Origin of the sequence: Jeotgalibaca sp. A122, assembly GCF_052266715.1 — a bacterium.
In the GTDB taxonomy this organism is placed as follows: Bacteria; Bacillota; Bacilli; order Lactobacillales; family Aerococcaceae; genus Jeotgalibaca.
In genome coordinates, this window is record NZ_JBQPRB010000003.1 from 155,996 (window position 1) to 171,861 (window position 15,866).

Consider the following 15,866-nt stretch of genomic DNA (forward strand, 5'->3'; position numbering starts at 1 on the left):
GGAGACAATATTATGGAGTCTGAAGAATTGACGCAAGACATTTCTGCTTCTTCTTATCCCGATCAGAACACGGGAACAAAGGTTACTTTCCTGAAGAGTAGCACCTGGAAAAAAATTAAGAAGCATTGGCAACTTTACTTGCTGGTCATCCTGCCGGTGACCTTCTTGTTCCTGTTTAAGATTTATCCGATGGCAGGGGTAACGATTGCCTTCAAGGATTACAGCGTGACCAAAGGGATATTCGGGAGTGATTGGGCGGGACTGAAACATTTCCGGGCCTTCTTGGACAGCCCGAACTTCTCTACCTTATTGAAGAACACGCTATCAATCAGTCTATACCAACTTGTGTTGGGAACGGCCATCCCGATTATCCTGGCCTTGGCATTGAATGAGGCCAAGAATGAACGCTTCAAAAAAGTCGTCCAGACCATCACGTTCGCGCCTTACTTCATCTCGACGGTGGTCCTGGTTTCCATCATTATTTTGTTACTTTCGCCAAATGGGGGACTTGTCAACAACATCCTGGGCTTGTTTGGGATAGATCCCATCAACTTCATGGGGAATGCGTCTGCCTTCAAACATATCTATGTTTGGTCGGGTGTCTGGCAGACAACCGGGTATTCAGCGGTCATCTATATCGCTGCCTTGTCCGGAATCGACCCGCAACTATATGAAGCCGCAAAAGTGGATGGGGCAAACCGGTTACAAAAAATCCTGAACGTCGATTTACCGGGTATCATGCCAATCATCATCGTCTTACTGGTATTGAACGTGGGCAGCATCATGTCGCTGGGCTATGAGAAAATCTACCTCTTGCAAAACCCGCTCAACGTCAGCAGTTCCGAGGTCATCTCGACCTTCGTTTACAAAATCGGAGTGCTGGGAGCGAATTACAGCTTCGCCACGGCAGTCGGCCTGTTCAATTCGGTCGTCAACTTCATCTTGATTTTCACTGCGAACAAGATTGTTGGGAAGTTTTCCAGCACAGGCAAAATATGGTAAAGGAGGAAGGGTAACATGCAGTTAGCGAAGAAAAAATCCCAGATTCAAGAATCGAATTATGACCGTATCTTCATGTTTGTCGTGTATGTCTTTTTGACAATTGTGCTGCTTTTGGTCCTGTATCCTCTCATCTATATTGTGAGCGCTTCATTCAGTGGGGCACAGGCGGTTACATCCGGTCAGGTTTGGCTGTTGCCGGTCGATCCGGGCTTGGAAGGGTACCGCACCGTTTTCCAGAATGATGACATTTTCCGCGGCTTTTCCAATTCGTTGTTTTACACCGTCTTCGGGACTTTGATCAGTGTGGTCTTGACCATCATGCTGGCGTATCCCTTGTCACGCAATACCTTCGTGGGCCGGAATTTCTTGATGAAGGTCTTGGTCTTTACGATGCTGTTTGATGCCGGGTTGATTCCCGTGTACTTGGTCGTCCGCAACTTGAATTTATTGGACTCCATCTGGGCATTGTTATTGCCGTCCGCATTGGCAGCATTTCAGGTGATAATCGCCCGGACCTTTTTCCAGCAGACCATCCCGAATGAATTGGTGGAATCGAGTGAAATCGATGGCTGTTCTGATTTCCAGTTCATCTTCAAGGTCGTCTTGCCACTTTCGAAACCGATAATCGCGGTCCTCGTTTTGATGTATGCCATCATGCGCTGGAACATGTATTTTGAAGCTTTAATTTACTTGAAATCGGAAGCGCTTTACCCTTTGCAATTGATCCTGAGGGACATCCTTGTTTTGGATACCGATCCGTCGATGAGCGTGGAAGAAATGCTGAAAATGCAAGGCATGAAAGATTTAATGAAGTATTCCTTGATCGTAGTTTCCAGTGTGCCGGTATTGATGCTTTATCCGTTTGCACAGAAGCATTTTGTCAAAGGGATGTTGATTGGTTCGGTAAAAGGTTAGTCAATCAAAGTGCTTGCACTTTGAATTAAAAATATAAGGATGGATGAATGATGAAAAACCATAAAAAATACTTAGCACGTTCGGTCATGCTTGGTGCGACCGCCTTTACTTTAGTGGCATGTGTGCCTAAAGCAGAAGGAAACCAAACAAGCGAAGTGGGATCAGATTCTGAGGGGAAAACTGATGTGACCATCTTTATGCCGGTCATGTCATATGAATCCGATCCAAATAGTGAAACGAATGAACTCACCCAGTATGTAGAAGAAGAATTCGGCCTCAACATCAATTTTGAGACTGTTAATCAGGCAGCGGCCAAGGAAAAACGGCAGTTGTCATTGGCGAGTGGGGATTTCCCAGATGCCTACTGGGTGATTAACTGGCTCGATCCAATCACAAAAGTGGAAGCACAAAAATACGGTCAAGAAGGTGTTTTTATTCGCCTAAACGACTTGATTGATGAACATATGCCCAATCTAAAGAAATTGATGGAAGAACTTCCATATCTGGAAAAAGGCATTACTTCACCAGACGGGAATATCTATGCTTTACCACCTATTAACGAAGCTTATCACAGCTCCCGTTATGGTAAAGTCTGGATTAATACTGAGTGGTTGGATAACCTAGGTTTGGAAATGCCAGCCACTACAGAGGAATTCCGCACGGTATTGCAAGCGTTCAAGAACGATGATCCAAATGGTAACGGGATCCAGGATGAAATTCCTTTGAGTGGTGAGCCAGGGCAGTTAGGAAATGACCCGTCGATTTTCTTGATGAATGCGTTCCTGCCAAATAACGGCAAAGATTTCATCAACGTCAAGAATGGCACTCTGGAATTGGCACCAATGCAAGAGGAATGGAAAGAAGGCTTGAAGTATATCAATTCCTTGTATCAGGAAGGTTTGATTGATCCAGCTGCGTACACTCAAAATTCTGATGCTTATAAACAGCTCGGTACGCCGGGAGATGGTACGGTTGTTCTGGGTGCTGGGGCAGGTTCGCATCTGGCCATCCTAACTGACCTTGCACACGAAGCATCCAGGTCTTACGATGTGGTGACTCCTTTGAAGGGACCAGGTGGGGCACAATTTACTCCATCTGATTATGGAGACATTAAGTTTTTCACTTTTGCCATAACGAATGAAGCGAGTGAAGAACAAGCAATCGCACTATTGAAATTGGCTGATTTTGCTTATTCCGAAGAGGGAACAATGATGTTCACAAAAGGAAAAGAAGGACTGGATTGGCAAGCAGGGGGACCAGAAGATATTGATTTACTTGGGGAACAAGCAAAGTATGCCACATTAGAAGTTCCTTCAGAAGAAAAAATTGATTTTGCTTGGGGAGAAAAAGGTCCTTTCGCCTTAACACGTGAATTACGAGATTCCATCGCAGCCGACACGGACGAATTCTCCATATTAGGTTATGAACGTCGCCTATACAATGCGACCTTGAAGTATGACGGCTTCGAACCTGAAGAGAACTTCAATTCCGAAGCAGCATGGCTTGCACCGGAATATGCGGATGAATTGAATTTGCTACAAGTTAACTTGAAGAAATACATCGATGAAAATACGGTTCAATTCATTACAGGAGCGAAAGATATTGATAAAGATTGGGACAACTACATAAAAGGCTTTGACCAATTACAAGCAAATCGTTATCTAGAAATCTATCAAGAATCTTATGACGCACAACAGTAGTATTTAGTAGCGGTTCTCCTAGTTTAATCTTAGCTATTAAACGGGAGAGCCTTTTTTTAAAACCTTTTAAATGGGAGGTCACGATACGTGATGAAATTAGGTGTAATTGGTTACGGGGCCCGCACGCAGACAATGGTGGAAGACGTCTTGCGGTGGGAGCCAGATACCCAGATATTAATCAGCGATCCAAGGGAAGAAGAAATAAAAAAAGCAGGGCGAGATTTCCGTTACCATCCAACGCCAGAAGCCTTGATTGAAACGGAAAAACCGGATGGGATCCTCATCGGGACCCGCTGCTCGTTACATACAGAAATGGCTTCACGCGTGTTGCCATACAAGGTGCCTTTTATCCTGGAAAAACCAGTTGCGACAACCATGACGGATTTGTTGAAGCTGAAGGAAAGTTATGAAAAATCCCCATCTCCGGTGTTAGTCTCGTTCCCCTTGCGTTTCGCAGAAATCACCCAGAAGGTGAAAGAAATCGTTGATTCAGGCTTACTGGGAACCATCGAACACGTCCAGGCCGTCAACAATGTACCTTATGGCGGGGTTTACTACCAAAGCTGGTACCGTGATGAGAAAGAAACTGGTGGATTGTTTTTGCAAAAGGCGACCCATGATCTGGATTATATCAACTTTCTTCTTGGCATCAAGCCGCAAGTAATCTCTGCGATGGAATCCAAGCAAATCTATAATGGTGACAAACCAGCTGGTCTTTTATGGGAGAACAGCGATGAAAAGTGGACGTCTCCAGAAAGCCCCTTTGTCAGAAGTATTTATGGAGAGGCACCTGAAGGGGAGTATGATCCGTTTTCCAAGGATACGGGCAACCATGATTCTGCCAGTGTCCTGATTCAATACGAATCGGGTATGCATGTCGTCTATTCGCAAAATTTCTATTCCCGAAAAAAAGCTGCCCGACGTGGAGCGAGATTAATCGGCTATAAAGGCACACTTGAATTTGATTTTTATACGCAGGAGATTAAGATCGCTATGCACCATCAAAATCGAGTGGAAACCTATGCATTCGACACACCGGAATGGTTGGCGCACTATGGCGGCGATGATGGTATTGCGCGGAATTTCATTGGTATGATGAAGAAGGAAGAAGCACCCAAGGCAACGATGGAAGATGGCCTTTTGAGTGCCTTAATGTGTCTGAAGGCGAAAGAATCAGCAGAAAAAAGACGTTTTGAACTCGTTACATTTTAGTTCTTGAAAGAGGTGGATAAATTGGAAAGATTGAATACGGATGGCCAGTTGTATCAGATTGGCTTAAAAATGTACAACTTGATGTATTTGAATATCTTGTTTTTATTAAGTTGTTTGCCAATCGTTACAATTTTACCGGCGACTGCTGCTTTGTTCGGGGTTGTTCGCAAATGGCATGGGACAGGGGAAATATCAGTGTGGCGGGACTATAGGGAAGCATTTTTTGGCAATTGGCGATTGAGTCTCAGCGCTGGGAGTATTTACACAATTGTAGGTTTCCTTTTGTTCTCAAATTTCTATCTCTTGTCATACACATCAGTGCCCTACAAAACAATTATCTACAGTGCAACTGTTTTTCTCGGTATGCTCTATCTGCTGGGTCTCTTGCATCTGTTTCCGGTCATCACCCATATTTCTTCCTCTTTAAAGGAAGCATTATTGAACAGTTTGAAATTGGGAATCTATCAGCTCCACCTATCGCTGGCTTGTCTTATTATTTTGGCTGCCTGGATAATGCTGGCCTATCATTATCTGTTTATTTTCTTGTTATTTTTCTTTAGCGGAGGTGCCTACGGGATTTATTGGTTCGCCGATCGAAAATTCCAGCAACTCCAAATTATGCCATCATAATTTTTGAAGGGATAGAATTACACATGAATCAGAATTATAATGTTCCATTGCCAAGTTCGGCTCAGTTGGCATATCATGAGGAAGAATTAGCCGCTTTTATCCATTTTGGGATGAATACGTTCTATGAAAGAGAATGGGGAGATGGTATGGAAGATCCTGCCATTTTTAACCCTAAAGCGCTGGATGCAGACCAGTGGATCAAGATATTAAAAGAAACGGGCTTTAAAAGGGTCATTCTGGTCGTCAAGCACCATGATGGTTTTGTCCTATATCCTTCAAAATATACAGATTACACTGTTGCCCTGAGCCCGTGGCGGGATGGCGAGGGTGATTTGTTACTTGAGGTTTCCAAAGCCGTCACGAAATACGATATGGGCTTGGGTATATATTTATCACCTTGGGACGTCCATGATGAGCGCTACACGGTTGTGCACCAGGATGCCTACAATGCTTATTATCTAGACCAACTAAAAGAAATTTTAGAGAACCCCGCTTACGGAAACAATGGCCGATTTGTCGAGATTTGGATGGACGGCGCGCGCGGTGAAGGTGCCCAAAAAGTCACCTATGATTTTGAAGGGTGGTTTGAATATATTCGTTCCCGGTTGGGAGATGACGTGTGTATCTTCAGTGAGGATCCAACTTCTGTACGCTGGATTGGTAACGAGTCGGGACGTGCCGGTGACCCACTATGGCAGCGTGTCTCCCGAGCGAAAATGGCCGAAAAGAAGAACAGTGATCCTGACTATTTGAACCACGGAGACCCTGCAGGGGATATGTATTCGGTTGGAGAGGCCGACGTATCCATCCGTAGCGGTTGGTTTTATGCGGAAAATCAACATCTGAAAAGCGTTCCCGAATTACTGAGCATCTATTTTGATTCAGTTGGTCGAGGCGCACCATTATTGTTGAATATCCCACCGAACAAGGAGGGGCAGTTTGCGGAAGAGGATGTGGCAGTTCTGCGTGGATTCCGTAAAGAGTTGGACCGCATCCAGGCAACGGAGGTCTTGGACCAGTGGACGAGGACAGAACACCTTGACGGCTGGGAATATGAATTCCAATTTGACGAGGTCATTAATGCTGATTTGATTGAACTGAAGGAAGCAATCGCCAACGGTCAACGGATTGGACAGTTCATAGTTTCTGCTTGGTTGGCGGATGGTTGGCAGGTAGTGGTAGAAGGCACGACGCTAGGGGCGAAACGGTGGCTGTTAACAGATCGTTTTGAAACCAATCGCTTAAAAGTAACAATACTGGATGCCATTGGAAAGCCGGCTTTAAGTTCAATGAAGCTGTATGACAGTGGGCTAAGCCAAAAAGAAACGATTTCCAACGAGAAAAATATCGGTGCGCATGTATCCGTCGCAGACGAAAAAATATCGGTCAAACGCGGTGAACCCGTGACTATTCATTTGATGAAAACAGGAGAAAAAAATGCATGTGTGGCGCTTTCCACACATCCAGATACCGCTGTTCATGGCCGACACTACCGTGATAATATCCAAAACTTAAACCTGGAGGAAGGGAGACATTCGGTCCAGATTGCTACTGTTCCCTTTACCATCCCCGAAACTCCGGTGCGTTTCCATGTCCGGATTGTTTCGGACGACGCTGAAACAGCCGTTATCGGGACAGGAGAAATTGAAGTCACCATCCTTTAATTTTCAATTGCTCGAAAAGAACCCCTCAAAGAAAATGTATGCAGGTTACATTTCCCATTGAGGGGTTTTTAATAGTAAAAAAATATCATGGTTTTTTCAAACGGGTTAGCCTGTTTAGCTATTTATGAAAAGAAGAAGAGGTGTTTAGATTGAATCAATTGAAATACAGCCAAGCTGCCAACACATGGACAGAAGCATTGCCCCTTGGAAATGGCCGGATTGGTGCCATGCATTTTGGTGGAATCGAAATCGATCAGTTTCAACTAAATGAAGATACGCTATGGTCTGGCCCCCCGGAACCAGTAGTGAAAAAAGATAATCAACCGGTTTTGGAACGAATCCGTGCACTGATTGATGCCAAAGAATATGAAACAGCGAATGAAGAGACAAAAAAATTGTTTGGTCCATATACAGAGAGTTATCTACCATTGGGGAATCTTTATATCCAGTCATTGCATGGCGATATTGCGGAAGGGTACAAGCGAATTCTGGATATCGAAAGAGCCCTATCCCTAGTTGAATACCAAATAGGAGCAGTGACATATAAACGGGAAGCATTCATTTCGCATCCGCACCAGGTTATGGTTGTTCATTTAACAAGTTCAGCCGCAAAACATTTGAATATCGGCGTGACCTTGGATAGCACGTTGATGGCTGATAGCCTATATGCGGATGAAAGTTTGGTTTTACGAGGTATATGTCCGGAATCCTGTGATCCGGTTTATGTCCATGAGAGTTCTACCCCCATCCGTTACGGGGAGCCGAGACAGAGTAAAGCCATTCACTTTGAGGGCAGGTTGGGTATTGCAACAGATGACGGTCACATCAGCGCAACAGGCGGGAAAGTCTGGATTAGGGAAGCCACATCTATCACTCTCTATTTTGCTGTTGCTACTTCCTTTAATGGATTTGACCGCATGCCCGGTCGGGATTACCAACCGATAACGCAAAAAAACCAAGAAACCCTCACTAAGGCAATGGCTCTTTCTTATGAAGACTTAAAGCAGATCCACGAAGCGGATCACCAACAGCTATTCAATCGGGTGGCCTTGGATTTGGGCGGTTTAGAGGACGCGGCGGACGATACCGATTTACGCGTTCTGGAAAAAGGAGCGGCCGATTTGGGCTTAGTAGAATTATTGTTCCATTATGGTCGATATCTGTTGATCGCCTCATCACGGGAAGGCTCGCAACCCGCCAACTTGCAAGGCATTTGGAATCCTTTGACGCGCGCACCGTGGTCTTCCAACTATACGCTGAATATTAATACGCCGATGAATTATTGGCCAGCCGAAGTCACCAATTTATCTGAATGCCATAAACCATTATTAAAAATGCTCCAGGAAATGGCTGTGACCGGCGAAAAGATGGTGACGGATTGGTATGGTATCCGCGGATGGACGGCTCACCATAATACCGATTTGTGGCGACATACCTATCCGGTAGGGAGCGAAGGACATGGGGATGCAACTTGGGCTTATTGGCCTATGTCGGGTCCATGGCTTTGCCGTCATTTATGGGAACATTATTTGTATTCCCAGGATGAAGACTACTTACGCACAGAAGCTTTCCCAATCTTGAAGGGCTCCGCCTTCTTTTGCTTGGATTGGCTGATTGAGGATGACAGTGGCTACTTGATAACCTCGCCATCCACTTCCCCGGAAAATCAATTCCTGTACGAGGGACAGATAGGAGCAGTGACGAAAGGGACAACTATGGACCTGGAAATTATCGGTGATCTCTTTGCCATCGTTTTGGAAGCTGCTGAAGTTCTCGGTATCGAGGAGAGTTGGCTCCAGGACGTCAAACAAGCAAAAGCACGTCTCCACCCGCTACAAGTCGGGAAACGGGGACAGCTGCAGGAATGGTTGGATGATTTTGATGATTCCGAACCGCAGCATCGTCATGTTTCGCACTTATATGCTGTCTACCCCGGCCAGGAAATAACGCCTGGGAATCCGTTGGTGGCGGCGGTAGAAAACACCTTGAATGAGCGCGGAGATGTGGGGACCGGCTGGAGCCTGGGCTGGAAAATTTGTCTCTGGGCTCGTTTGAATAACGGCGAACGGATTCTATCCCTGTTTGACCAATTGTTCAACTTGGTGGCTGTTTCAACAGAAAGCATGTCCGGTGGCGGCTTGTACCCGAACCTGTTGGGGGCCCATCCTCCGTTCCAAATCGACGGGAACTTCAGCTTCACCGCCGGGGTTTCGGAAATGTTGCTCCAGTCGCACCAGGGTTATCTAGATTTGTTGCCGGCACTCCCAGATGCATGGGCGAACGGTGCCGTTTCAGGCTTGCGTGCCCAGGGCGGCTTCGAGGTGAGTCTGCAGTGGGAAGAAGGGACGATTACCCAAGTTGAAGTGACCAGCTTATGCGGCCGACCTTTAGTTATGCGGACTGAGGAACCCCTGTATTTTAACGGGGATGCCGAGTTGCAACCACAAGAAGGCTTCATCACGCTTCCCACGACGAAAAATCAAAAAATCAGTTTGAAGAAAACGAGCCAGTTGGTACGAGGAGTTTTACCATGAAAACAATTGAAATTGAAAAGACACTTGCAGCCTGCTCACAGGTTATTAATGTAGTGGATTTTGGTGCTGATCCTACTGGGGCGACAGACAGTACCGAAGCAATCTGGCAGGCTCTCAATTTTTCCAAAAATATCGAAGGCCCAAAAGTGATTGATTTTCCGGAAGGGACGTATCAATTACGCAAGGAGTCTGCCCAAAAAAGGACCGTGCATACATCCAACACCGACAGTGTCGATTATCCGGAAAAGACAATTGCACTTTTGGTGGAGGAGCAACAAGACTTGATTCTAAACGGTAATGGTTCGTTGTTCCAGATTCACGGTGACAGCATGGCGTTGGCAGTAATCCGGTCGCAAAATATCCACCTTTATAATTTTTCTTGGGACTTGGTAGTGCCGACGGTCATCGAAATGCGGATTGACGGTACGGGAGAAGAGAATGGGGAGATGTATACCGATTTTTCGATTCCCTCTTGTTTCACCTATGAAGTCGAGAACAACGGCAAAAAAATCCATTGGCACGGTGGCAATAACCAAGCAACCAACACCCCCTATTGGCAGACGTACAACGATAATAATTTGGTCACAATCGTTGCCTATCATCCGGATCAAGACGTCAAAAAGAGGTACCCACTCGCGGAGGGACCCTTCGCCGCCTCCTATACCCGCATTGTACCTATTCGGCAAGAATGTGTGCGAATTTATTATGGCAATGAAAGGCCCACACTTCACCAAAAAGATGTACAATTCGAATTCACGGCCAGACCCGATCGACACACGGCTGGGGCCTTCATTTGGGAGAGCAGTGATGTCGTCGTAGAAAAAGTCACGGTGCATTACCTGGATGGGTTCGGCTGGTTGACCCAGATGGCGTACAATGTTTCATTCTTGCACTGCACCTTTGAGCCGCGGGCAGGCACCGGCCGTTATGCGACTGGCTTTGCCGATTTGATCCATGTTTCCGGGGCGAGTGGCTTGATTCGAATCGAGGGCTGCTATTTCAGTCATGCCCACGATGATGCTATCAATATTCACGGGACGTTTACGCGCGTGGAGGAACAACTGGACGATAGGACCCTGAAACTCAGCTATGTCCATCGCCAACAGGGCGGATTCCCACAGTATTATCCTGGCAATGAGGTGGCTTTTTATCGCCGCGACACGTTGAACAATACGTTTAATCCGGAAGTGTACACGGTAATAGATGTGGTGCATCCCGGTCAAAGTGGTAATGACGGAAAAACGATGATAGTCACGTTCCACCAACCCTTGCCCGAGGGAATCGCATCTAAAGTGAATGGAGAGGGTTTGTATGTCGCCGAAAACGTCACATATACACCGACTGTTATCATTCGTGATAACCTGTTTGAAGCCATTCCGACCCGAGGCATCTTGTGCACGACGCAGAAGAAAGTTCTAATTGAAGGAAATACCTTCCGGCATATGGCGATGGACACCATTTTCATCTCCAACGATTCACAAGATTGGTACGAATCAGGACCTGTCCGCGATGTGATGATCCGTGACAATCATTTTTACCTAATGAAAATCGGTTACCCAAATCTTCCTAATGCGTTAATCAGGGTGAAACCAATCACGCTGGGCGGAAAGCTACCGGGTCCCAAACAGGCTATCCACAAAAATATCCGTATCATCGACAATACAATATATACGCAAGGGAACCCCATTTTGTCAGCCGAAAGTGTCAGTGGTCTGACCTTCACCGGGAATACAATTAGCAACTATCAACCTGTGCAAAATCCCGAGTTTTCCAAAACAAAGTTGTATGATATCGATGGGATGTCAGGGGACGCAGTGCAGTTTGAACACAAAGCCTGTGAAAAGGTTTTGGTTGAGCACAATCAATTCTAGTTTATAGAAGGAATGCCTATATAGTTTTTATTGGTATTTCTCTCAACGGAACAGAATCAACTGGACCGTGACAAAAGATGATGCGGAAGAATCAGCCGTTTCTGATGTTTTCGGTGTGAAGACACCTACGGCAACGGAGCAAGCAGACTTGATGTTCGCACATAATGATTTACCGGACAACTTGTTTTCCAGCTGGACGTTGTCAGGTACTGATTTTGTGCAACACGGTTCCAACGGACAGCTGATTCCATTGGAGGGTTTGGTGGACGAGCACGCGCCCAACATCAATAATTACTTAGACCCCAGACCTGAAATCAGAAGCATAATGACCGCTACGGATGATACTATGTTCATCAGAAATTATGACAATTATTTGGCAGGATTGGAATAAGATTCTAACTAAAATAAAACCATCTATACCTGCTCACTAGAGCTGTATAGATGGTTTTATTTTTGGATGCACATCTGCATAAATTTAACTTCCGGAACTAAAACCCAAAAAACTGAATCCTAGTTCCGACTTCTAGCAAAAAGTCGGAACTAGAAAGTAGTATTAGGTCGTTTTATGTCAGACATTGAGGCCAAAGTGCGACATAAAAAACCGCAAATTTAATTCTATGTCATATCAGTGAAGATTTTTGACTAGCTAATGGTTACATCATTCGAACAAGTTTCAAGTAAAGCAATCAATCCGGCATTCTACTTGAGACTTTTCCCAAAAACTCTCAAGTAAAATTCAAGTTTCACCATTCTATTTCCGACTTAGATACGCTATAACAAAACTCATTGCAATATTTACCAATTTAAAGTAATGTTACGGTGTGAATGAGAACGATTACGGAGGGTTGGGATAATGGAGCTATTAACATTAATATTTTACATTTACCTTTTCATCTATTTCACCAGCAAACGCCCTTATCAGAAATCCGGCTACCAAGAAGCAAGCGGCCACAGTTTCTGGGAAACGATGATGAATGCCGGGCTAAAAGGGGAATACCTGACTTATCGCCATCTGACAAATCTTGGTGAAGAGAACAAAATACTGACCAACGTATATCTGCCGAAACAAGACGGAACCACCACCGAAATCGACCTGATTATGCTGGCACCAACCGGCATCTATGTCTTCGAATCGAAAAATTACAGTGGTTGGATTTTCGGTGACGAAAATAGTCGGTACTGGACCCAGATGTTCCAGAACAGGAAGAAATTTCGCTTCTACAACCCCATTTGGCAAAATAAGCAGCACATCAACATTATCAGGCAACACCTGGACGCAGAGGAAAAAGTCTTCAAGTCGTACATCGTCTTCAGCCAACGGTGCGAACTGAAGAAAATGCACATCCACTCAAACAACGTAAAGGTGATGAAACGAAATGTGATGGTGAAAGCCATCAAACACGACATGGCAGAATCGGCTAATTTTCTGACTAGCTGGGAAATTACCAAATACTACAACCAGCTGGCCCGCTATGCCTGGGCAGATGATACGACAAAGCAGGCGCACATTGATGCAATGACCTGGCGAAACTAACACCCAAACAGAAAGGAAACTAACCATGAAAGCCTACATCGTAAAAATAGAACTCCAACACACCGAACCGCTGATTTGGCGACGAATCATCATGCCGGCCGGCGCGACTTACAATCGCCTACATGAAGTGATTCAGGCGGTGACAAATTTCCAACCTGATTACCATCTCTACCGCTTCGATTTGCCCGAAACAAACCAAGTCGTCACCAACAACGAAGAAGCCTATCACGAACACCAACACTACAAGAAAAATAAAGCGAAATACGACAAACATCTAGAAGAAATGCCACCCAAGTTCCGAGAATTTGAAAAACGTCATCAAGAAAGACTCAAAACCGAAGTGCGCAAACCAACCGGGCTTAAAATCGACAATTATCTCGAAAAATACAAACAAATCGACTACCTCTATGACTTCGGTGACGACTGGCTGTTCACCATCAAGTTGGAAGAGGTAGTCGACGACTATTATTTTGGTTACCCTACACTATTGGCCGGTGCCGAAACAGCTCCACCCGAAGACGTCGGTGGCATACCAGGTTTTTACGAATTCCTGAAAGCCTACCAAAATCCCAAGCATCCCGAACACGAATCAATGAAACAATGGGCTAAGTCCCAATATTTCCGCGAATACGACCCAACCAGGATAAACCAGTGGCTCAAAACAGTCAGCTACAAAAAGACCGAGTGGGGTAAAATCAAGCATGAGAACTATTTGGTGCTGGAGGATAAATATCGGAAAAACTAAGCTTTTGAAAACCCAATAATTTTGACACTATAATTTATTTACCATACAAACCCATACCAAATGTATAAAAATACTCGGAATTAAAGACCCAAACGTACATTTAAATAAAGAAATTTTTGGTGTTTGAGACGGCCAAGCAGTACAAACGGGCGCAACCCCGGAAAATCGGCAGTAAACCGGCCAGATGCACATTTTTCTTCCGAGTTTCAAAAAAAGTCGGAAGAATGATTCTGGAAACCAATTTTTACTTCCGACTTTTGCCAATCCATCATACCGGAGCTCTTTTTGAAATGAACCCCTCGCCAGAAAAATATTTCCGAGCAATCCGATTTATCGCAAAAAAATCCTTTATAATGGCTGGTAAGCTGACTTAACCAAGACCACTATAAAGGACCTTCATTATTGATAAACACAAATGAATGCTTATGTAAAAAACGATTCCGGTTCTATCTGCATAAAATGCGTTATTCATCTAATCTGTGGCTCTCCCTTTTTTTTCAATGGACGGCCGGACGAAAATAACATTGGTAGCGATCGGCGGCCACACAGGGTGGGGGAGACTTATTGGGAGGCGGATCTGTTCTCTCCAGCATTCTAATAATAGACAGGATTCATTTTTGACTCGAAACTAAATTTGAACTTTATTAAAATGGACCGTATTGGAGGTAACTTGCTACAACTACAATGATGCTAGCTGTGACCAGACCGATTGATATGAGCGGCAATGCCCATTTTACCCATTTCTTATAACTCACTCCACCTATAGCTAAGGCAGCCATGAAATAACCAGATGCTGGCCATAGGACGTTGGTTATCCCATCACCTAATTGGTAGGCCAAAATAGTTGTCTGCCGCGTTACATCTGTAATGTCTGCCAAGGGAAGGATAATCGGCAAGGCAATAACCGCTTTACCACTCCCAGATGCAATGACACCGTTAAATAAGGTGGTTACCGCTAAAATACCTATAGAAGCTAACTGACTTGGTAGGACAACCACAAATTTAGCGAGATACATGATGATGGTATCCATCACCATTGCATCTGTCAACACAACTGCTATACTTCTTGCAATCCCGATAACGAATGCGCCGACGAGCATCTCATTCAACCCGCTTACAAAACTATCCAGTAGATCATTTAATCTCATTCCCGCCACAATCCCCGGAATGACACCTAGGAGAATGAAATAGCCGGCCATTTCACTGAAGCTCCAACTCAGCGTAACGACACCGATAACCAAACCGATAAACAGGAGAATAGCCACTACCCCTGCCAAACGAACTCGGGGATAGGTTTCTTCAGCAGCTGCCATTTTTTCCGCAAATTCTTTTTTGGTCTCCAAGTCTTCCTCGTAAACGAGACTGGCTTGAGGATCTTTCAAGATTTTTTTTGCATAGATAGCGATATAGATGCATGAAATCAGCATCAATATGCCAGCGGTAATGACCCGGAAGCCCATTCCCGAATAAAGTGGTAAGTCTGCGAGTAGATGACCAAGCCCCACTGTAGCAGGTGCCGACCAGGCTGCGCTAAATCCAGCGGCAGTAGCTGTGAGTGAAATGGCTACGGTTACCATCGAGTCAAATCCCAGAGCAAGCAACAAAGGCATGAGAACAGGAATATAGATAAGCGCTAACTCCGGTACACCGATAAAACCCGTTATAACAACGAAGACAGCTGATAACACAAAAATAATGCCCAGTTTGTTGTTCTTGAACATTTTAACCAAACTAGTCACGCCCAGATTCAACATTCCGGTCTTTTTGATAATCCCAAATGCACCCCCGATCATGAAGGTGATGATGATAACATCAATAGATTCGCGTATTCCTCTTGGTATAGCAGTCATGATATTGGTCAGAGTTAAATTGTTTTCGGTTACGAATCGGAAAGTGTTTGGATCCACTGCAGTTCTTCCGTCAGCCAGAACAACCCTATCGTAAATGCCTGATGGTATGAGGTAACCTGCGATAATCGCCAGAACCAACATGATTAGCAAAATGATCCATGGATGCATTCCTTTGTCTTTCTTATTTACTTTTTCTTCTGCCATCTTGA

At 44.9% G+C, this 15,866-nt stretch carries 12 protein-coding genes; 11 read left to right on the plus strand and 1 reads right to left on the minus strand.

Annotated elements, in window-relative coordinates:
• The first annotated feature begins 12 nt into the window (after positions 1-12).
• From ACTU7M_RS04950 to ACTU7M_RS05000, 11 genes are all read left to right on the plus strand, one after another.
• A complete protein-coding gene (locus ACTU7M_RS04950) occupies positions 13-1,002 on the plus strand; it encodes an ABC transporter permease (protein WP_443473270.1) in 990 nt (329 codons plus the stop codon).
• 15 nt (positions 1,003-1,017) lie between these two features.
• A complete protein-coding gene (locus ACTU7M_RS04955) occupies positions 1,018-1,917 on the plus strand; it encodes a carbohydrate ABC transporter permease (protein ID WP_443473271.1) in 900 nt (299 codons plus the stop codon).
• A gap of 50 nt (positions 1,918-1,967) precedes the next feature.
• Positions 1,968-3,617 carry a hypothetical protein gene (locus ACTU7M_RS04960; protein ID WP_443473272.1) on the plus strand — a complete coding sequence of 550 codons (1,650 nt, stop codon included), beginning with the start codon at positions 1,968-1,970 and terminating at the stop codon, positions 3,615-3,617.
• A gap of 90 nt (positions 3,618-3,707) precedes the next feature.
• Positions 3,708-4,829 (plus strand): Gfo/Idh/MocA family protein, encoded by a 1,122-nt coding sequence (locus ACTU7M_RS04965; RefSeq protein WP_443473391.1) that lies wholly within the window; start codon positions 3,708-3,710, stop codon positions 4,827-4,829.
• A gap of 21 nt (positions 4,830-4,850) precedes the next feature.
• The gene (locus tag ACTU7M_RS04970) at positions 4,851-5,459 is read left to right on the plus strand and encodes a YesL family protein (protein ID WP_443473273.1); all 609 of its coding nucleotides are present in this window, start codon (positions 4,851-4,853) and stop codon (positions 5,457-5,459) included.
• Positions 5,460-5,482: 23 nt separating this feature from the next.
• A complete protein-coding gene (locus ACTU7M_RS04975) occupies positions 5,483-7,123 on the plus strand; it encodes an alpha-L-fucosidase (RefSeq protein ID WP_443473274.1) in 1,641 nt (546 codons plus the stop codon).
• Between the two features lie 149 nt (positions 7,124-7,272).
• Positions 7,273-9,657: a glycoside hydrolase family 95 protein gene (locus ACTU7M_RS04980; RefSeq protein ID WP_443473275.1), complete on the plus strand. Its 2,385-nt coding sequence runs from the start codon at positions 7,273-7,275 to the stop codon at positions 9,655-9,657.
• Complete coding sequence (locus ACTU7M_RS04985; protein WP_443473276.1) at positions 9,654-11,528, plus strand: right-handed parallel beta-helix repeat-containing protein; 1,875 nt, start codon at positions 9,654-9,656, stop codon at positions 11,526-11,528. Before ACTU7M_RS04980 ends, ACTU7M_RS04985 begins: the two co-directional genes overlap by 4 nt.
• 67 nt (positions 11,529-11,595) lie before the next feature.
• On the plus strand, positions 11,596-11,919 hold the full coding sequence (locus ACTU7M_RS04990) for a hypothetical protein (protein WP_443473277.1): 324 nt from the start codon (positions 11,596-11,598) through the stop codon (positions 11,917-11,919).
• Between the two features lie 462 nt (positions 11,920-12,381).
• Positions 12,382-13,062 (plus strand): nuclease-related domain-containing protein, encoded by a 681-nt coding sequence (locus tag ACTU7M_RS04995; RefSeq protein WP_443473278.1) that lies wholly within the window; start codon positions 12,382-12,384, stop codon positions 13,060-13,062.
• 25 nt (positions 13,063-13,087) lie between these two features.
• On the plus strand, positions 13,088-13,807 hold the full coding sequence (locus ACTU7M_RS05000; RefSeq protein WP_443473279.1) for a plasmid pRiA4b ORF-3 family protein: 720 nt from the start codon (positions 13,088-13,090) through the stop codon (positions 13,805-13,807).
• 644 nt (positions 13,808-14,451) lie between these two features.
• Here ACTU7M_RS05000 and ACTU7M_RS05005 read toward each other — a convergent pair.
• Positions 14,452-15,861: a YfcC family protein gene (locus ACTU7M_RS05005; RefSeq protein WP_443473280.1), complete on the minus strand. Its 1,410-nt coding sequence runs from the start codon at positions 15,859-15,861 to the stop codon at positions 14,452-14,454.
• Positions 15,862-15,866 lie beyond the last annotated feature (5 nt).